Source organism: Kocuria sp. CCUG 69068 (assembly GCF_020833785.1).
In the GTDB taxonomy this organism is placed as follows: domain Bacteria; phylum Actinomycetota; class Actinomycetes; order Actinomycetales; family Micrococcaceae; genus Kocuria; species Kocuria rosea.
On sequence record NZ_PDDL01000029.1, the window covers coordinates 18,973 to 37,175 of the forward strand.

Sequence of the window (18,203 nt, forward strand, 5' to 3'; positions counted from 1 at the left end):
CGCCCGGCGCCGGGGACGGCCGCGCCCCGGGAGCGAGGGCTCCCGGGGGCGCGGCGCGGTGGACGGCGCTCAGCGGAGGCCGGCGTGCCGCTCCGCGGTCTCCACCACGTTGAGCAGCAGCATGGCCCGGGTCATGGGCCCCACCCCGCCGGGGTTGGGGGAGATCCAGGAGGCCTTCTGCGCGGCGGCCGGGTCGATGTCCCCGGTGAGCCTCTTCTTCCCGGTCTCGGGGTCCTCCACGCGGGAGACCCCGACGTCGAGGAGCACCACGCCGTCCTTGAGGCTGTCGGCCGTGATCATGTGCGGCCGCCCGGCGGCGGCCACGACGACGTCGGCCTGGGCCAGCAGCGCGTCGAGGTCCTGCGTGCCGGTGTGGGCGAGGGTGACCGTGGCGTTGATCTCCTTGCGGGTCAGCAGCAGCCCGATCGGCCGTCCGACGGTCACGCCGCGGCCCACGACGAGCACGTGCCGGCCCGCGAGCTCGACACCGTTGCGGCGCAGCAGCTCGATCACCCCGTTCGGCGTGCACGGCAGCGGGGAGGTCATCGGCTCGGAGACGTTGAGCACGAGGCGGCCGAGGTTGGTCGGGTGCAGCCCGTCGGCGTCCTTGTCCGGGTCGATGCGCTCGAGGATCGCGTTGGTGTCGATGTGCCCGGGCAGCGGCAGCTGGACGATGTAGCCGGTGCACGCGGGGTCCGCGTTGAGCTCGTCGAGGACGCGCTCGAGCTCCTCCTGGGAGACGTCCGCGGGCAGGTCGCGGCGGATCGAGGAGATGCCGACCTCGGCGCAGTCCTTGTGCTTGCCGCCCACGTAGGAGTGCGAGGCGGGGTCCTCGCCCACGAGCACCGTGCCGAGGCCGGGGGTGACCCCCCGCTCCGCCAGCACGGCCACGCGCTCGGCGAGCTCGGTCCTGATGGCGGCAGAGGCCGCCCGTCCGTCGAGGATCCGTGCGCCCACGCTCACCACTCCTCGAGGCCGTCGTAGAGCGGGAAGTCCGCGGCCAGCCGGTCCACGCGGGCCCGCAGGGCGTCGATGTCGGCCCCGGGCTTCAGGGCGGTGGCGATGATCTCGGCGACCTCCTCGAACTGCGGTGCGCCGAAGCCGCGCGTGGCCAGCGCGGGGGTGCCGATCCGCAGCCCGGAGGTGACCATCGGCGGCCGCGGGTCCCACGGCACGGCGTTGCGGTTGACGGTGATCCCCGCCCGGTGCAGGAGGTCCTCGGCCTGCTTGCCGTCCAGCTCGGAGTCGCGCAGGTCCACCAGCACCAGGTGCACGTCGGTGCCGCCGGTCAGTACGGACACCCCGGCCCGGGCGACGTCGTCGGCCCCGAGGCGCTCGGCGAGGATCCGGGCGCCCTCGACCGTGCGCTCCTGGCGGGCGCGGAACTCCTCGGTGGCCGCGATCTTGAAGGCCACGGCCTTGCCCGCGATGGCGTGCATGAGCGGGCCGCCCTGCTGGCCCGGGAAGACGGCGGAGTCGATCTTCTTCTTGAGCTCGCCCGTGGTGAGGATCACGCCGGAGCGGGGTCCGGCGAGGGTCTTGTGCACGGTCGAGGTGACCACGTGGGCGTGCGGCACGGGGTTGGCGTGCAGGCCCGCGGCCACGAGGCCGGCGAAGTGTGCCATGTCCACCCACAGCTTCGCCCCGACCTCGTCGGCGACCGCGCGGAACGCCTCGAAGTCCAGCTCCCGCGAGTACGCGGACCAGCCGGCCACGATGACCTGCGGGCGCTCGGCGAGGGCTTGCTCCCGGACCCTGTCCATGTCGATCGTGTAGGTGTCGGGGTCGACCTCGTAGGCCGCGATCTCGTAGAGCTTGCCGGAGACGTTGAGCTTCATCCCGTGGGTGAGGTGGCCGCCGTGGGCCAGGGAGAGGCCCATCAGCTTGTCGCCGGGGGTCATGAGCGCCTGCATGACGGCCGTGTTGGCCTGGGCGCCCGAGTGCGGCTGCACGTTGGCGTGCTCGGCGCCGAACAGGGCCGTGGCCCGGTCCCGGGCCAGGTTCTCGACGACGTCGACGAACTCGCAGCCGCCGTAGTAGCGGCGCCCGGGATAGCCCTCGGCGTACTTGTTCGTCAGCACCGAGCCCTGGGCCTCGAGGACCGCCCGGGGCGCGAAGTTCTCGGAGGCGATCATCTCGAGGGTGCCGCGCTGGCGGCCGAGCTCGTCGGCGATCGCCGCCGCGATCTCCGGATCGACCTCGGCGAGGGGCTGGTTGGTGACGGACGGGGACGTGCTCGTGGACATGCCGCTCCTGAAGTCGGGGACCTGGGTGGACCGTCTACGAGTTTAGGCGATGGCGGAGCACCCGGTCCCGTCCGGCGTGGGCGGCCCGGCCGACGACCCGCTCGAGGGGTCCCTGGCCCCGGGCGCGGTGCCACAGGACGGCGAACACGGTGCCCACCAGGACGTGCACGAGGAACCACAGCACCGGCTGCTCGTAGTGCAGCTCCAGGAAGAGCCCGAGCAGGTGCGCCGAGTACAGGGTGAGCGTCATCGAGCCGGCCGCGACCAGCGGCAGCAGCACGTGCTCGGCCCGGCGGGCCACGAGGAGGCACAGGCCGAGCACGAGGGCGCCGGTGCCCACCCCGCTCAGCAGGGCGAGCGGGGTGTTGGTGTGCGGCCCGGTCACGGCCAGCCACCACCAGGTGGCGGAGGGCAGGACGGGGTCCGGCCCGTACACGAGGACGTCCTGGACGTCCCCCCGGTCCAGGGAGGGGCTCGCGGCGAGCAGCCGCTCGATGCCGCCGAGGGGGTGCAGCAGCAACCAGGAGGTGACGGCGGAGAACACCGCGAGCGCGGCCCCGCCGATCGCGAGGCCGGCCTGCGTGCGCACGGCCGAGAGGTCCAGCCGGCCCAGGGCCAGGCCTGCGAGGAGGTAGACGAGGTACGTCACCCCGGGGTACGAACCGGTCACGAGCAGCTGGGCGAGGGTGGTGCCCGGCTCGGTGACGAGTTCGGCGAGGCCGGGGTTGTAGACGGTGAACCCGGGCAGCACGGGGCCGAGCGAGTGCACCAGCACGGGACCGAGCACGGCGAGCCCCGCCGCCCAGGCGAGCAGGGCGCGCACGGACAGGTGCAGGAAGGGCAGGGCGAGCAGGAAGAACACGCCGTAGTAGACCAGGATGTTGTAGGCGGGCGGGTCGCCGGGCGAGAGCTGGTTGATCAGCAGCCCCAGCGCGGTGATGAGTACCGCGCGCACGAGCAGGCCGGCCCGGTCGGCGGTCGCCCGCCGGCCCTCGTGCACCCGGGTCCCGCCCGAGCCGAGGGCCAGGCCCACGCCGGCGAGGAGGGCGAAGAGGGCGGCGGCCCGGCCCGAGAACAGCGTCCACTGGGCGGTGGCCTCGAAGGTCTCCGGGTCCCAGGACGGCAGGATGTGCACGGAGACCATGCCGAGCAGGGCGAGGCCGCGGGCCGCGTCGATCCCGACCAGGCGCCGGCGGGCGGGCGGGCCCGCGGACGGCGCCGCGGCCCGGGCCTGTCCGGCGGGGTGGCGGGTGTGCAGCATGGCGGTGGTTCCCCTCTCGTGGTGCCCCGCGGGCACCTGCCCGGGGGTCCGGGCCTCCGGGCCCGGTCGTGGATCCACTCCAGCAGACGGGGATGTGGCGCTCTTATCGGGTTCCTGTGCCGGGGCTGTGAAGTGCGTCCGCAAACGATCCGCAGGTGATCGGGGGCCGGTGCGGCGCTACGCTGAGGACGGTCCGAGGACGCCGGTGCCGCCGGCGGGGACCAGGAGGGATTCCGTCGTGACCGAGCCCGTGCAGCGGCCCACCGCCGTGGACCTCCCGCGCCTGCGGCACCCCGACGGGGCACCGGTGCGCGCTCTCGTCGTCGACGACGAGCCGCTGCTGGCCCAGATGGTGTCCATGGGGCTGTCGATGCTGGGCTGGCAGGTGCGCTCCGCCCACGACGGGGACGCCGCGGTGGCCGAGGCCCGCGGCTTCCGGCCCGACGTCCTGGTGCTGGACGTCATGCTCCCGGGCTGCTCGGGGGTGGAGGTGCTCGAGCGGATCCGCTCCTTCTCCCCCACCGTCCCGGCCCTGTTCCTCACCGCGAAGGACAGCACCGAGGACCGCATCACCGGCCTGGCGGCGGGCGGGGACGACTACGTGACGAAGCCGTTCGACATGGAGGAGCTGCTGCTGCGGCTGCACCGCCTGGTGCAGCGCGCGGGCATCGCCCACCCGGACGCCGCGGAGCTGGTCGTGGGCGACCTCGTGCTCAACGCGGACACCCGGGAGGTCAGCCGCGGGGGCGAGGAGATCGCGCTGACGGCCACCCAGTTCGACCTGCTCCGCTGCCTCATGGAGAACGCGCGCCGGGTGCTGAGCAAGCCGCAGCTCCTCGAGCAGGTCTGGGGCTACGACTTCGGCGGCCAGACCAACGTGGTGGAGCTCTACATCTCCTACCTGCGCAAGAAGATCGACGCCGGGCGCCCGCCCATGATCCACACCGTGCGCGGCGCCGGCTACGTGCTCAAACCGGCCGAGTGAGCACCCGCCGAGGACGTGCCGCCCCATGAGCACCGGTCCCACGAGCACCGATCCGACCAGCACCGATCCGACCGGCACCGGCCCGACGGGCACCGGTCCCACGGACCCGGAGGCGACCGGGGCGCGGGCCCGGCCGCGGGGCGCGGGCCGGGCGCTGCAGCTGCGCACCAAGCTGCTGCTGACGGTCCTGGCGCTGCTGACCGTCGCGTGCGCCGCGGTGGGCGCCCTGGGTCTCGCGGTCCTCAACGTGTCCCTGGGCGAGCAGCTGGACGGCCGGGTCCGGGACGCCTCGTTCCGCACGATCGAGTACGGGGTCCGTGCCGCCGCCGCGCCCTCGGAGGAGCTCGAGGCCATGATGGACGTCCCCGCGCAGGGCGCCGGCACCCTCAACGCCCGGGTCGTCGACGGCGAGGTGGTCCGCGCCGGGCTCTTCGCCCCCGACGGGACGCGGCAGGAGCTGACCGACGAGGACCGGCGGCGGATCGGGGAGCTCGTGACGGCGCTCGGCGCCGAGTCGGACGAGGAGGGGGGCCGGCAGTGGGGCCCTGTGGACGTGGAGCTGGCCGTGGGCGGCTACCGCGTGCTGGTGGTCGACGACCCGTGGGACTGGGGCCTCGTGCTGACCGGTCTGCCGCTGGCCGACAAGGAGGACACCCTGCGCAGCTTCGGGGTGAGCACCGCGGCGATCTCGACCGGCGCCATCGCCGCCACGGGGCTGGTCGGGCTCGTCGTCGTCCGGCGCACCCTGCGCCCCGTGGAGCGGCTCTCCGACGTGGCGACCCGCGTCTCGGAGCTCGACCTCGACCACGGGGAGGTGGTCCTGCCGGTGGGGGCCGTGGCGCCGGCCGCGCACCCGGACACGGAGGTGGGCCGGCTCGGCCACGCCTTCGGGCGGATGCTGGACAACGTCGCCCACGCGCTTGCTACCCGTCAGCGCAGCGAGACGCGCGTGCGCCGGTTCGTGGCCGACGCCAGCCACGAGCTGCGCACTCCCCTGGCCAGCATCCGCGGCTACGCGGAGCTGATCCGGCTCACGGAGCCGATGAGCGCGCAGGGCCGCAGCTCCCTGTCCCGGGTGGAGTCCGAGGCGGCCCGGATGACCGCGCTCGTCGAGGACCTGCTGCTGCTCGCGCGCCTGGACGAGGGCCGGGCCGTGGTCACCGAGGACGTCGACCTCCTCGAGCTGGTGGTCGAGACCGTCAGCGACCTCCGGGTCGCGGCGCCCGGCCACGTCTGGCGCCTCGAGCTGCCCGACGAGCCCGTGCTCGTGCGGGGGGACCCGGCCCAGCTGCGCCAGGTGCTCATCAACCTGCTCGCCAACGCCCACCAGCACACGCCCGCGGGGACGACGGTCACGGCCTCGCTCGGGACGGAGGCGGGCGCCGGACCGGGGCCCGGCGGCGAGGCCGTGCTCGCCGTGGGCGACGACGGCCCCGGCATCGGCGCCGACTTCCTCGAGCACATCTTCTCCCGCTTCGCCCGGGAGGACCACGCCCGCGCCGCGAGCTCCCGCGGCGCCGGCCTGGGCCTCTCGATCGTCGACGCCATCGTGCGCGCCCACCACGGGCGGATCGACGTCAGCAGCGTCCCGGGCCGCACCCGGTTCACCGTCCGCCTCCCCCTGGCCGACCGCTGAGCGGACGCGGCTTGCCCCCGCGGCCCCCGGGCCGTTTAATGAGCTGGTCAGGAACCGTCGGCACGGACGGCCGTCCCCGCTCCAGTGCCAAACCGCAACGCCGCGTCCGGGGTCCGTCGCGTGCCGCGTGCTGGGGGTTTCTCCGTGCGGTTCCGAGGGGTCGCGGACGCCGCACCCACCTTCCGGAGGAACTCTCGTGAACGCACTGCCCACCGCCCCGTTCACCGCCTCCCTGCCGCGCATCCAGGGCGCGGACGCGCTGCCGCAGGCGGTCGACCAGCTGCGCATCCCCCACGAGGCCGTGATCTTCGACATGGACGGGGTGGTCACGGACACCGCCGCCGTGCACGCGACGGCCTGGAAGACCCTCTTCGACGCGATCCTGGCCGACGACCGGCTCGAGCCGGCCGAGGCCGGCACCACGGTGGACCGCCGACCCTTCGACGCCGACGCCGACTACCGTCACTACGTGGACGGGCGGCGGCGCGAGGACGGGATCCGCTCCCTGCTCACCGCCCGGGGTGCCTGCCTGCCGGAGGGCGACGAGACGCCGGGGGCGTGGACGGTGCAGGGCCAGGCCGTGCTGAAGAACACCTACTTCCAGGACGCCCTGCAGGTCCAGGGCGTCCGGGTGTTCGAGAAGACCGTGGCGCTCATCGAGCGGCTGCGCGCCGCCGGGGTGCCGGTGGGTCTCGTCACCGCGAGCCGCAACAGCGTCCCCGTGCTGGCGGCGGCCGGGCTGCAGGACTCCTTCGACATCATCGTGGACGGCCACTTCGCGGCCGAGCACGGGCTGCCCGGCAAGCCGGCGCCGGACACGTTCCTGACCTGCGCGAAGATGCTCGGGGTGAACCCGGCCCGCTCCGCGGTGGTGGAGGACGCCGTGTCCGGGGTGCAGGCCGCCGCCGCCGGCGGCTTCGGCATGGTGGTGGGGATCCGCCGCCACGGCGAGCGCAAGGACCTGTACCGGGCCGGGGCCACGGTCGTGCTCAACGACGTCGGCGAGCTCGACCTCGGCGCCCGCCGCGACGACCCCTGGAAGCTGGTCTTCGAGGGCTTCGACCCGGCCACCGAGGCCCGGCGGGAGACCCTGCTGACGCTGGCGAACGGCTACATGGGCGTGCGCGGGTCGGCCTGCGAGTTCCCCGACAACGGGGTGCACTACCCCGGCAACTACCTGGCCGGCATCTTCAACCGGGTGGTGAGCCACCTGAGCGGCCGCGACGTCGAGCACGAGTCCATGGTCAACGCCCCCAACTGGACCCACCTGGACCTGCGGGTCTCCGGCGGCGACTGGTGGTCGGAGGGCGGGCTGCGCCCGTCCGAGGAGCGGGTCGAGCTCGACCTGCGCCGCGGGCTGCTCATCCGGTCCCTGATCCTCACCGACCTCAACGGCGACCGGGGCGAGGACGGGGCCCACGCCCGGCTGGAGATCGTCCAGCGCCGCCTCGTGTCGCTGCGCTTCCGCCACCTGGGGGCGCAGGAGACCACGGTGACGGCCCGGGGGTTCTCGGGGCGGCTGCACCTGCGCACGGGCATCGACCCCAGCGTGCGCAACAACGGGGTCGCGGAGTACCAGGACCTCAACGACCACCACCTGGTGGACCTCGAGTCGACCTCGCTGCCCGACGACCACGAGACCCTGCTCTCGCACGTGCGCACCACCCAGTCCAAGATCGAGATCACCACGGCCCAGCGCACCACCATCGAGGGCGGCCAGAACGTCCGGGAGCGCCGCGAGATCCGGCCCGGCGGCACCGAGTTCCGCCGCCACCAGGTCAACATCGCCGACGGCCGCCCGGTGATCATCGACTCGACCACGGCCGTGGTCACGAGCCGCGACGCCGCGATCGGCTCGCCCCGCGAGGGCGCCCTCGCGGAGCTCGACCGCAACCCCAGCGGCGTCCGGGGCCTGCTGCCCTCGCACGAGATCGAGTGGTCCCTGCTGTGGGACCGCTTCGACGTGGACGTGTGCCCGGACCCGGAGGAGCGCACCGGGGAGCTGGCCATCACCCAGCTGGCGCTGCGGGTGCACCTGTTCCACGTGGCCCAGACGCTGGCGCCGCACATGTCCCTGCGCGACGCCGGGGTCCCGGCCCGCGGCCTGCACGGCGAGGGCTATCGGGGGCACATCTTCTGGGACGAGCTCTACATCCTCCCGGTCGTCAACCTGCACCAGCCGCAGGTGACGCGCGCCCTGCTCTCCTACCGGTGGCGCCGGCTGCCCATGGCCAAGCACCGGGCCACCGAGTTCGGGCTCGAGGGCGCGGCGTTCCCGTGGCAGTCCGGCTCGGACGGCCGGGAGGAGACCCCGCCGGAGCTGTTCAACCACCACTCCAACCGGTGGCTGCCGGACAACTCGTGGCGGCAGTTCCACGTGGGCCTCGCGATCGCCTACAACGCCTGGATCTACTACGAGACCACCGGTGACCTCGACTGGCTGGCGGGGCAGGGCTCGGAGCTGATCATCGGGATCACCCGGCTGTTCGCGTCGCTCACCGACTACGACCCCGCGGACGGCCGCTACCACATCGCCGGCGTCATGGGCCCGGACGAGTACCACGACGGCCCGCGCGGCCAGCACGGCGGCGGGCTGAAGGACAACGCCTACACGAACGTGCTGGCGGCCTGGCTGTTCCGGCACAGCGCGCACATCTTCCACGACATGGTGGAGCACCAGCGCGAGGAGCTCTCCGCCCGCTTCGACCTCTCGGCCGAGGAGGTCGGGACCTGGCAGCGGATGGCCGAGCGGATGTTCGTGCCGTTCAACACGGACGGCACCATCAGCCAGTTCCACGGCTACGACGACCTCGACGAGCTGGACTGGGAGTACTACCGGGCCAAGTACCGCAACATCGGCCGCCTCGACCTCCTGCTGGAGAACGAGGGCGACATGACCAACAACTACAAGCTGGCCAAGCAGGCCGACACGATCATGCTGGTCTACCTCTTCGGTCCCGACGGCCTGGTCGAGGAGCTCGGCCGGATGGGCTACGAGGTGGACCACGCCGCCATCGAGCGCACCGTCGACTTCTACATCGCGCGGTCCTCCCACGGCTCCTCCCTGTCCCGGGTGGTCAACGCCTCGGTGCTCGCGTGGCTGAACCCGGACCGTTCGTGGTCCTCGTTCCAGGACGCCCTCCTGGTGGACCTCGACGACACCCAGGGCGGGACCACGGGCGAGGGCATCCACCTGGGCGCCATGGCCGGCTCCGTCGACGTCGTGACCCGCGCCTACGCGGGGCTGCGCGTGCGCGGCGGCTGGCTCGAGTTCGACCCGGCCCTGCCGAGCCAGCTGGACGCCGTCTCGTTCACGGTGCTGTACCGCGGCCAGGTGATCCGGGTCTGCATCGACCACCACGTCCTGGAGCTCGAGGGGGCCTCCCGGCGCGCGGACGACGTCACGATCCACGTGCACGGCGCGGAGTACGTGCTCAAGGGCGGCCAGAAGATCCGCGTGGCCATCCAGCACGGGCACCAGCGCCCCCCGCGGCCGGCCGTCACGCGGCAGGGCGTCTGAGCCGCGGGCGGCGGGCCCGCCGCTAGGCTGGGCCCATGGCACACTCCACGACGCCCGGCACGGTCCTCCCGCACGGGGGGCACGAGCCCCGGATCGACTCCTCCGCCTTCGTGGCCCCGACCGCCACGGTCGTGGGCGACGCCGAGCTGGGGCCGGAGTCCGGGGTCTTCTACGGCGCCGTAGTGCGCGGCGACCGCTCCCCCGTCCGGCTGGGCGCGCGGTCCAACCTGCAGGACAACGTGGTGGTCCACTCCGACCCCGGCCACCCCTGCACGATCGGCGCGGACGTGAGCGTCGGCCACGGCGCAGTGGTGCACGGGTGCACCGTGGAGGACGAGGTCCTGATCGGGATGAACGCGACCGTCCTCAACGGCGCCGTGATCGGGACGGGCTCGCTGGTGGCCGCGGGCGCCGTCGTCCTCGAGGGCACCGTGGTGCCGCCCCGCTCCCTCGTGGCGGGGGTGCCGGGCAGGGTCCGGCGCGAGCTCACGGACGAGGAGCAGGAGAAGGTCCGTGCCAACGCGCGCACCTACGTCCGGCTCTCCGCCGAGCACCGCCGGCTCACCGCCTGAGCCGGGCCCGGCGGCCCGTCACTGCGCCGCGAGGGTGCGCGCGTAGTCCAGGTACGCGCCGTGGTCGAAGCCGGGCAGCAGGCAGGACTGCACCACCCAGCCCTGCAGCACCGAGAGGATGGCCTGGGCGAACATGCCGGCCCACTCGCGGGCCGCGTCGTCGTCGAGGCCCAGCTCCTCGACCGCCCACCGCCCGTAGCGCTCCTCCACCCGGTCCCGCACCCGCCCCAGGTGCTCCCCGGCCAGCGCGGCCAGACCGGGGTCGCTCACCGCCCCGCCCCACGTGATGAGCAGCAGGCGGGTGGTGGCGGGATCCGCGGCCAGCCGCTCCAGCAGTCCCACGACCCACGCCGCGGGGTCGGTGCCGGGCTCGTCCTCCGCGGCCGCGAGGACCCGGTCCAGGGCCGCGCGGGCGGCCGCGGCCACGAGCTCCTGCTTGCTCGGGAAGTGGTTGTAGAGCGCCCCCGCGGACAGCCCCGTGGCGGCGATGATGCGGTGCATCGACGCCCCCTCGTAGCCGTGCTCGAGGAAGCACTCGCTGGCGGCCGCCACGATCTCGCGGCGGCGCTCGTCCTTGTACTGCTGGCTCACCCGGGGCACGCCCTCAGCCTACGCCACGAACGGTCGTTCGATCGGAGCCGGCGGGCGGGACCCCGGCGGCGGGCGGCGTGGCAGAATGCGCCCATGCCTGCCCAGACCCTCAGCCCGTTCGTCGACGCCTCCCTCGACGCCGCCCACCTGGACGACCCCGGCACCGCGACCGGCCGCACGCTCGGATGGGGCGTGGTCAGCACCGCCGACATCGCGGAGAAGGTGGTCCCGGACATCGCGGCGCTGCCCGACGCCCGGCTCGTGGCCGTGAGCTCGCGGGACCAGGACCGCGCCGAGGACTTCGCCCGCCGGCACGGGGTGGAGCGGGCCTACGGCGGCACCGCCACGAGCACGGGACTGGACCGGCTCGCGGCCGACCCGGACGTGGAGATCGTCTACGTGGCCACCCCGCACGGCTACCACCACCGGGACGTCTCGGCGCTGCTGCGGGCCGGCAAGCACGTGGTGTGCGAGAAGGCCCTCGCCATGACCGCGGCGGAGGTCCGCGACCTGCTCCGCCTGGCCCGCGAGCACGGCGTCTTCCTCATGGAGGCCGTCTGGACCCGCATGACCCCCGGCTTCCGCACCGCGATGCGCTGGGTCCGGGAGGGCCGGCTCGGCCGGGTCCGCTCGGTCGAGGGGTCCATCGGCACGCACCGGGCCCTGGACCCGGCCCACCGCCTGTTCCGCCGGGCCGACGGCGGCGGGGTGCTGCTGGACATGATGGTCTACCCCCTGACGTGGACCGCCGCGGTCCTGGGGGCCCCGGAGCGCTGGAGCGCCCGCGCGGAGCTCGGCGCCACGGACGTGGACCTGGACACCGCCCTGACCCTGGACTTCGGGCACGGCCGGGCGCACGTGAGCGGCACCCTGTCCGCCACGGTCCCCCACCAGGTGACGATCAGCGGCACGGACGGCTGGCTGCGGGTGGACGGACGGATCAACTGCCCGACCACCCTGGTGCTGCAGACCGCCGAGGGCGCCCGCACGGGCGCCGCCCCCCTCGTGGAGCGCGTGGACGTGGCGGGCGCCGGATACGTGTTCGAGATGCGCGAGGCCACCCGCTGCGTGCAGCAGGGCCTGCTCGAGTCCCCCGTGATGCCGTGGGCCGACTCCCTCGAGCTCGTGGAGCTCTTCGACCGGGTGCGGGCGCAGATCGGCGTGCGGTATCCCCACGACGCCCGCTGAGGGCGGTTCGCCCTGGGCGATGGGGGCCGGGACCCGTTGAAGACCGCGGGGAGCGGGATTATCATGGTCAACAGTTGAGTTGATCGGACTCAACTAAATGTCAAAGACATTGCTCATATGGTTGAGGAGATGATTGACGTGGCCACGATGTTCACCCCGTTCAACGATTTCGACCGGCTCGCCGCCTCGCTGTTCGCCCGGCAGGGCCTGCGCGAGATGCCCATGGACCTGTACCGGGACGGCGACCAGTACATCCTCCGGGCGGACCTGCCCGGCATCGACCCGGAGAGCGTCGACGTCGACGTCGACGGCCAGCTGCTGACGATCCGCGCGGAGCGGGAGCTGCCCGAGGTGCAGGACGTCCAGTGGATCACCCGGGAGCGGCAGAGCTCCTCGTTCGTCCGCCAGCTCAACCTGGGCCAGGGCATCGACATCCAGAACATCGCCGCGAACTACGACAACGGCGTGCTCACGGTCACGATCCCCGTCTCGGCGCAGGCCAAGCCGCGCAAGATCCAGGTGGTCTCCGGACAGGGCGAGCAGCAGGCCCTGGGCGAGGGCCGGGACGAGTCCGGCGACCGCGTGATCGGCGAGGGCGAGCTCGTCAACGGCGCCGGGTCCACCCAGTCCACGGAGGGCTGAGCCCGGCCCCCGGCACCGGCACGCCCCCGGGCGGGGCCCCACGGCCACGGGCCCGTTCCCCGCGGGGAACGGGCCCGCCGCCGTGCCCGGGCCGCCCGCGGCCTCCGGCCGGACGGCGGGCCCGGCCAGCGGGCGGGGCGCCGCCTCGGGTATCTTGGCACCAGGAAGCACCACCACCGATCCGACGACATCCTGGGAGACAGCCCGCACATGGCCAAGATCATCTACACCCGCACCGACGAGGCGCCCCTGCTCGCCACCTACTCCTTCAAGCCGATCATCGAGGCCTACGCCTCGACCGCCGGCGTCGAGGTGGAGACCCGCGACATCTCCCTGGCCGGGCGCATCATCGCCGCGTTCGGCGACCGCCTCCCCGAGGAGCAGCGGGTGGACGACGCCCTCGCCGAGCTGGGCGAGCTGGCCAAGAAGCCCGAGGCCAACATCATCAAGCTGCCCAACATCTCCGCCTCCGTCCCGCAGCTGAAGGCCGCGGTCAAGGAGCTGCAGGAGCAGGGCGTCGCCCTCCCCGACTACCCGGACGAGCCCCGCACCGAGGAGGAGAAGGAGACCCGGGCCCGCTACGACAAGATCAAGGGCTCCGCCGTCAACCCGGTGCTGCGCGAGGGCAACTCGGACCGCCGCGCCCCCGCCTCGGTCAAGAACTACGTCCGCAAGAACCCGCACCGCATGGGCGAGTGGACGGCGGAGTCGAGGACGAACGTCGCCACGATGGGCGCCGACGACTTCCGGGACAACGAGAAGTCCGTGGTCATGGACGGCGACGACACCCTGACGATCCGCCTGGTGGCCGAGGACGGTAGCACCACGGTGCTCAAGGAGTCCGTCCCCGTGCTGGCCGGCGAGGTCGTCGACGGCACCGTGATGCGGGCCGCCGCCCTGGACGCGTTCCTCGCGGAGCAGGTCGAGCGCGCCAAGCGGGAGGACGTCCTGCTCTCGGTGCACCTGAAGGCCACCATGATGAAGGTCTCCGACCCGATCATCTTCGGCCACGTCATCGAGGCGTTCTTCCCGGAGCTCTTCGCCGCCCACGGCGCGGCCCTCGAGAAGGCGGGTCTCTCCCCCGCCAACGGGCTCGCGGCGATCCTCAACGGCCTCGACGCCCTGCCCGCCGACGTGCGCGACGACGTGCGGGCCGCGATCGACAAGGGCCTCGCCGAGGGCCCGAAGCTCGCCATGGTGAACTCCGACAAGGGCATCACGAACCTGCACGTGCCCTCCGACGTCATCGTCGACGCGTCGATGCCCGCCATGATCCGCACCTCCGGGCACATGTGGGGTCCCGAGGGCGAGGAGGCGGACACCCTCGCGGTGCTGCCGGACAGCTCCTACGCCGGGGTCTACCAGGTGGTCATCGACGACTGCCGCGCCCACGGCGCGTTCGACCCGACCACCATGGGCTCCGTGCCCAACGTCGGCCTCATGGCGATGAAGGCGGAGGAGTACGGCTCCCACGACAAGACCTTCGAGATCCCCGTGCAGGGCACCGTCCAGGTCGTCGACTCCTCCGGCGCCGTGCTCATCGAGCACGAGGTCTCCCCCGGGGACATCTGGCGGGCGTGCCAGACGAAGGACGTCGCGATCCGCGACTGGGTCAAGCTCGCCGTGACCCGCGCGCGGGCCTCCGCGACGCCGGCCGTGTTCTGGCTGGACCGCACCCGCGCCCACGACACCAACCTCATCGCGAAGGTCGAGCAGTACCTGACCGAGCACGACACCGAGGGCCTGCAGATCGAGATCATGTCCCCCGAGGAGGCCACCGCGTTCTCGATCGAGCGGATCCGCCGCGGCGAGGACACCATCTCGGTCACCGGCAACGTGCTGCGCGACTACCTGACGGACCTGTTCCCGATTCTCGAGCTGGGCACCTCCGCGAAGATGCTCTCGGTGGTCCCGCTCATCAACGGCGGCGGGCTCTTCGAGACCGGCGCCGGCGGGTCCGCGCCGAAGCACGTCCAGCAGCTGGTGGAGGAGAACCACCTGCGCTGGGACAGCCTCGGGGAGTTCCTCGCCCTCGCCGCGAGCCTCGACCACCTGGCGACCACGGCCGACAACGAGCGCGCCCGGATCCTCGGTGAGACCCTCGACCGGGCCACGGGCACGTTCCTCGAGGAGAACAAGTCCCCGAGCCGGAAGGCCGGCGAGATCGACAACCGCGGCAGCCACTTCTACCTGGCCCTGTACTGGGCCCAGGAGCTGGCCCGCCAGGACGAGGACGCCGAGCTGGCGCAGGCCTTCGCCTCCGTGGCGGAGCAGCTGGCGGCCAACGAGGACGCGATCAACGAGGAGCTGCTCTCCGTGCAGGGCCGTCCCGCCGACATCGGCGGCTACTACCGCCCGGACGACGCCAAGACGTTCTCGGTGATGCGCCCCTCGGAGACCTTCAACCGGGTCCTCTCCTCGCTCAGCGCGTGAGCTGAGCGCGTGAGCTGAGCGCCTGAGCGGAGCGCCTGAGCGGAGCGCCTGAGCGGAGCGCCTGAGCGGAGCGCCTGAGCGGAGCGCGCGGGCCGACCGCGCGCTCCGGCACGGGCAGCACGCACGGCAGCGGCCGCACTCCCCGCGGGGAGTGCGGCCGCTGCCGTGCGCGGGGCATGCCGCCCGGGAGACGGCTCAGTGGAAGAAGTGCCGGGCCCCGGTGAAGTACATCGTCACGCCGGCGGCCTCGGCCGCGGCCACGACCTCCTCGTCCCGGATCGAGCCGCCGGGCTGGACCACGGCGCGCACGCCGGCGTCGAGGAGCACCTGGAGGCCGTCCGCGAACGGGAAGAACGCGTCCGAGGCCGCCACGGCGCCGCGCGCGCGCTCGGCGCCGTCCTCGCCCAGGGCGTTGGCCCGCTCCACGGAGAGCTTGCAGGAGTCCACCCGGTTGACCTGGCCCATGCCGATGCCCACGGACGCGCCGCGGTCGGCGAGCAGGATCGCGTTGGACTTCACCGCCCGCAGCGACGTCCACGCGAAGGCGAGGTCGGCGAGCGTCCGCTCGTCCGCCGGCTCCCCCGCGGCCAGCGTCCAGCCGGCGGGGTCGTCGCCCGCCGCGTCGAGCCGGTCCGAGACCTGCAGCAGCGCGCCGCCGGAGATCTGCCGGTACTCGAGGACGTCCCGCTCGAAGCCCTCGGGCAGCTCGAGCAGGCGGATGTTCTTCTTGGCCTGCAGGATCTCCAGGGCCGCCGGCTCGAAGCCGGGGGCCACGACGACCTCGGTGAAGATGTCCTGCACGGTCTCGGCCATCGCCCGGGTCACGGTCCGGTTCGCGGCGATGACCCCGCCGTAGGCGGAGAGCGGGTCGCACGCGTGGGCCTTGCGGTGGGCGTCGGCGATCGGGTCCTCGGCGCCGGGGGTGGCCACGGCCAGCCCGCAGGGGTTGTTGTGCTTGACCACGGCCACGGCCGGCTCGTCGAAGTCGTAGGCGGCGCGCAGCGCGGCGTCGGCGTCCACGTAGTTGTTGTAGGACATCTCCTTGCCGTGCAGCTGGTCGGCCTGGGCGATGCCGGGGGACGCGGCGTCGTCCACGTAGAGCGCCCCCTTCTGGTGGGGGTTCTCGCCGTAGCGCAGGGAGGCCGAGCGCTGCAGGGCCAGGCCGGCGTAGGGCGGCCAGAAGTTGGCGTCCTCGTCCTGCTCGAACTGCTGGGCCGTCCAGGTGGCCACCGCGGTGTCGTAGGCGGCGGTGTGCGCGAACGCCGCGGCGGCCAGCCGGCGGCGTGCCCGCAGGTCGAAGCCGCCCGAGGCCGCCGCCTCCACGACCGCGTCGTAGGAGGACGGGTCCACGACCACGGACACGGCCGCGTGGTTCTTCGCAGCGGCCCGGACCATGGAGGGGCCGCCGATGTCGATCTGCTCGACGACCTCGTCCTGGCCCGCGCCGGAGCGCACGGTGTCCACGAACGGGTAGAGGTTCACGACCACGAGGTCGAACGGCTCGATCTCCAGCTCGGCGAGCTGGTCCATGTGGTCCTGCTTCCGGCGGTCCGCGAGGATGCCCGCGTGCACCCGCGGGTGCAGGGTCTTGACCCGCCCCTCCAGGCACTCCTGGAACCCGGTGACCTCCGCGACCTCCGTCACCGGCACGCCCAGGTCGGCGATGCGCCGTGCGGTCGAGCCGGTGGACACGATCGCGACGCCGGCCCGGTGCAGCCCCGTGGCGAGACCCTCCAGCCCGGTCTTGTCGTAGACGGACACCAGCGCCCTCTTGAGGGGCACGCGGTCAAGCTGGGTGGGGCTCACAGGTTCTCCAAGCGTTCGAGGACTGGGGTTGCCGGCGGGATCCGCCGGGAACCATTTTACGGACCCTCGCCGGGCCTGCTCACCGGGCGTCGTGCAGGGCTCCCTGCCGGGCCGCCGCGCCGAGCGTGCGCACGAGCAGCTCGCGCTCGGCGGCCTTGATCCGCTCGTGCAGCTGCGCCTCGGTGTCCCCCTCCTCCACGGGCACCGCCGCCTGCGCCAGGATCGGACCGGCGTCGACGTCGGCCACGACCTCGTGGACGGTGACGCCGGTGACCTTCACCCCGTGCGCGAGGGCGTCCCGCACCGCGTGCGCCCCCGGGAAGGACGGCAGCAGCGAGGGGTGGGTGTTGACGATGCGTCCCGCGAACGCCTCGACGAACTCGGCGTCCACGATCCGCATGAACCCCGCGAAGACGATCCGGTCGGGCTCCCGGGCGGCCACCGCCTCCTGCAGGGCACGGTTCCACCGCGTCCGGTCGGGGTGGTCGCCGGGCCGGACGAGGAACGTCTCGACGCCGGCCTCCCGGGCCCGCTCCAGGCCGGTGCAGGGCTTGTCCGCGCCCACGGCGGCGATCTCGACGTCGATCCGGCCCTCCCGGACGGCGTCGAGGACCGCCTGCAGATTGGTGCCGGAGCCGGAGACCATGACCACGATGCGCATGCCCCCGAGTCTAGTCGGGCGGGCGGGGAGGGGCCCCCGGGGTGCCCTAGAGTGAAGGGCATGACCCCTCCCCGCCCGACCCCCGAGGCAGCCCCCGCGGACGCACGACGCGCCGCCGCGACCCGCACGGCAGGGGGCGCGCTGGTGTGCGCGGCGGTCGCCCTGGTGCTCGTCGGCTCCGCCCTGTGGCCGACCGTGGCCGGGGTCGCGCTGGCCGTCCTCGGGATCGGGCTGGGCGTCGCGGCGCTCGTGCGCTCCCGCGGGACCGGCAAGCGCCGGCTGCTGGTGCTGAGCGCGGTCGCCGCGATCGTGCTGGGCGCGCTGAGCCTGCTCACCGGCGGGGCCCGTCTGGCCCTGTGGCCGGTGGCCGAGGCCTACCAGGAGTGCGTCGCCGGCACCCTCACCCTCTCCGGGGCGGCGCAGTGCCAGCAGGAGCTCGAGGACGGGATCTGGAGCTATCTCTCCGGCGGCCCGGCGGCGCCGGCGTCGGAGGACGCCGCGGGTGCCTCGGCCGCGTCCACGTCGAACGCCTCCGCGGACCCGGTCTCCGCCACGGCCGGCCCCTGAGCCGCCCACGGGCCCGCGTCCCGGTGCCCGTCCGCGGTGCTGCGGCCGGTCCTGGGCCCGTCCGCGCCGTGCCCCTCGGTCCCGTGCTGGTCGGC

General features: G+C 73.6%; 14 protein-coding genes. 8 read left to right on the plus strand and 6 right to left on the minus strand.

Annotation, left to right across the window (positions count from 1 at the left end):
- Positions 1–69: 69 nt before the first annotated feature.
- From CRM73_RS07945 to CRM73_RS07955, 3 genes are read right to left on the minus strand one after another with little or no spacing between them, the layout of a single operon-like run.
- Positions 70–957, minus strand: coding sequence for a bifunctional methylenetetrahydrofolate dehydrogenase/methenyltetrahydrofolate cyclohydrolase (locus CRM73_RS07945; RefSeq protein ID WP_229587318.1), 888 nt, complete (start codon positions 955–957; stop codon positions 70–72).
- A 2-nt stretch (positions 958–959) separates the two neighbouring features.
- Positions 960–2,246 carry a serine hydroxymethyltransferase gene (gene glyA / locus CRM73_RS07950; protein WP_017832174.1) on the minus strand — a complete coding sequence of 429 codons (1,287 nt, stop codon included), beginning with the start codon at positions 2,244–2,246 and terminating at the stop codon, positions 960–962.
- 34 nt (positions 2,247–2,280) lie between these two features.
- Positions 2,281–3,507, minus strand: a complete 1,227-nt coding sequence (locus tag CRM73_RS07955) for a heparan-alpha-glucosaminide N-acetyltransferase domain-containing protein (RefSeq protein WP_229587320.1) — start codon at positions 3,505–3,507, stop codon at positions 2,281–2,283.
- Positions 3,508–3,745: 238 nt separating this feature from the next.
- On the opposite strand from CRM73_RS07955, the gene CRM73_RS07960 reads away from it, so the two are divergent.
- The 4 genes from CRM73_RS07960 (at position 3,746) to CRM73_RS07975 (ending at position 10,220) form a co-directional block, all read left to right on the plus strand.
- Complete coding sequence (locus CRM73_RS07960; RefSeq protein WP_276321322.1) at positions 3,746–4,492, plus strand: response regulator transcription factor; 747 nt, start codon at positions 3,746–3,748, stop codon at positions 4,490–4,492.
- A 25-nt stretch (positions 4,493–4,517) separates the two neighbouring features.
- A complete protein-coding gene (locus tag CRM73_RS07965; RefSeq protein ID WP_229587321.1) occupies positions 4,518–6,128 on the plus strand; it encodes a HAMP domain-containing sensor histidine kinase in 1,611 nt (536 codons plus the stop codon).
- Between the two features lie 196 nt (positions 6,129–6,324).
- Positions 6,325–9,648, plus strand: a complete 3,324-nt coding sequence (locus CRM73_RS07970; RefSeq protein ID WP_229587322.1) for a beta-phosphoglucomutase family hydrolase — start codon at positions 6,325–6,327, stop codon at positions 9,646–9,648.
- A 35-nt stretch (positions 9,649–9,683) separates the two neighbouring features.
- On the plus strand, positions 9,684–10,220 hold the full coding sequence (locus CRM73_RS07975; protein WP_017832169.1) for a gamma carbonic anhydrase family protein: 537 nt from the start codon (positions 9,684–9,686) through the stop codon (positions 10,218–10,220).
- An 18-nt stretch (positions 10,221–10,238) separates the two neighbouring features.
- Here CRM73_RS07975 and CRM73_RS07980 read toward each other — a convergent pair whose 3' ends face one another.
- Entirely contained in the window at positions 10,239–10,820 is a 582-nt protein-coding gene (locus CRM73_RS07980; protein ID WP_031282322.1) for a TetR/AcrR family transcriptional regulator, read from the minus strand.
- A gap of 84 nt (positions 10,821–10,904) precedes the next feature.
- On the opposite strand from CRM73_RS07980, the gene CRM73_RS07985 reads away from it, so the two are divergent.
- From CRM73_RS07985 to CRM73_RS07995, 3 genes are all read left to right on the plus strand, one after another.
- Positions 10,905–11,999 carry a Gfo/Idh/MocA family protein gene (locus tag CRM73_RS07985; RefSeq protein WP_176338013.1) on the plus strand — a complete coding sequence of 365 codons (1,095 nt, stop codon included), beginning with the start codon at positions 10,905–10,907 and terminating at the stop codon, positions 11,997–11,999.
- Positions 12,000–12,116: 117 nt separating this feature from the next.
- Complete coding sequence (locus CRM73_RS07990; protein WP_255219585.1) at positions 12,117–12,641, plus strand: Hsp20/alpha crystallin family protein; 525 nt, start codon at positions 12,117–12,119, stop codon at positions 12,639–12,641.
- A gap of 210 nt (positions 12,642–12,851) precedes the next feature.
- A complete protein-coding gene (locus tag CRM73_RS07995; RefSeq protein ID WP_017832165.1) occupies positions 12,852–15,074 on the plus strand; it encodes an NADP-dependent isocitrate dehydrogenase in 2,223 nt (740 codons plus the stop codon).
- A 195-nt stretch (positions 15,075–15,269) separates the two neighbouring features.
- Here CRM73_RS07995 and purH read toward each other — a convergent pair whose 3' ends face one another.
- Positions 15,270–16,880 (minus strand): bifunctional phosphoribosylaminoimidazolecarboxamide formyltransferase/IMP cyclohydrolase, encoded by a 1,611-nt coding sequence (gene purH / locus CRM73_RS08000; RefSeq protein ID WP_109243268.1) that lies wholly within the window; start codon positions 16,878–16,880, stop codon positions 15,270–15,272.
- A gap of 79 nt (positions 16,881–16,959) precedes the next feature.
- Positions 16,960–17,541, minus strand: coding sequence for a phosphoribosylglycinamide formyltransferase (gene purN / locus CRM73_RS08005; RefSeq protein ID WP_017832163.1), 582 nt, complete (start codon positions 17,539–17,541; stop codon positions 16,960–16,962).
- Between the two features lie 60 nt (positions 17,542–17,601).
- On the opposite strand from purN, the gene CRM73_RS08010 reads away from it, so the two are divergent.
- On the plus strand, positions 17,602–18,108 hold the full coding sequence (locus CRM73_RS08010) for a hypothetical protein (protein WP_109222545.1): 507 nt from the start codon (positions 17,602–17,604) through the stop codon (positions 18,106–18,108).
- Positions 18,109–18,203: the final 95 nt, after the last annotated feature.

What these genes read in the sequence shown, in the direction of transcription:
- glyA (WP_017832174.1), bottom strand. Translation starts at nt 2,246, where the DNA reads ATGTCCACGAGCACGTCCCCGTCCGTCACCAACCAGCCCCTCGCCGAG.
- CRM73_RS07955 (WP_229587320.1), bottom strand. Translation starts at nt 3,507, where the DNA reads ATGCTGCACACCCGCCACCCCGCCGGACAGGCCCGGGCCGCGGCGCCG.
- CRM73_RS07965 (WP_229587321.1), top strand. Translation starts at nt 4,518, where the DNA reads ATGAGCACCGGTCCCACGAGCACCGATCCGACCAGCACCGATCCGACC.
- CRM73_RS07975 (WP_017832169.1), top strand. Translation starts at nt 9,684, where the DNA reads ATGGCACACTCCACGACGCCCGGCACGGTCCTCCCGCACGGGGGGCAC.
- CRM73_RS07985 (WP_176338013.1), top strand. Translation starts at nt 10,905, where the DNA reads ATGCCTGCCCAGACCCTCAGCCCGTTCGTCGACGCCTCCCTCGACGCC.
- CRM73_RS07990 (WP_255219585.1), top strand. Translation starts at nt 12,117, where the DNA reads ATGGTTGAGGAGATGATTGACGTGGCCACGATGTTCACCCCGTTCAAC.
- CRM73_RS07995 (WP_017832165.1), top strand. Translation starts at nt 12,852, where the DNA reads ATGGCCAAGATCATCTACACCCGCACCGACGAGGCGCCCCTGCTCGCC.
- purN (WP_017832163.1), bottom strand. Translation starts at nt 17,541, where the DNA reads ATGCGCATCGTGGTCATGGTCTCCGGCTCCGGCACCAATCTGCAGGCG.
- CRM73_RS08010 (WP_109222545.1), top strand. Translation starts at nt 17,602, where the DNA reads ATGACCCCTCCCCGCCCGACCCCCGAGGCAGCCCCCGCGGACGCACGA.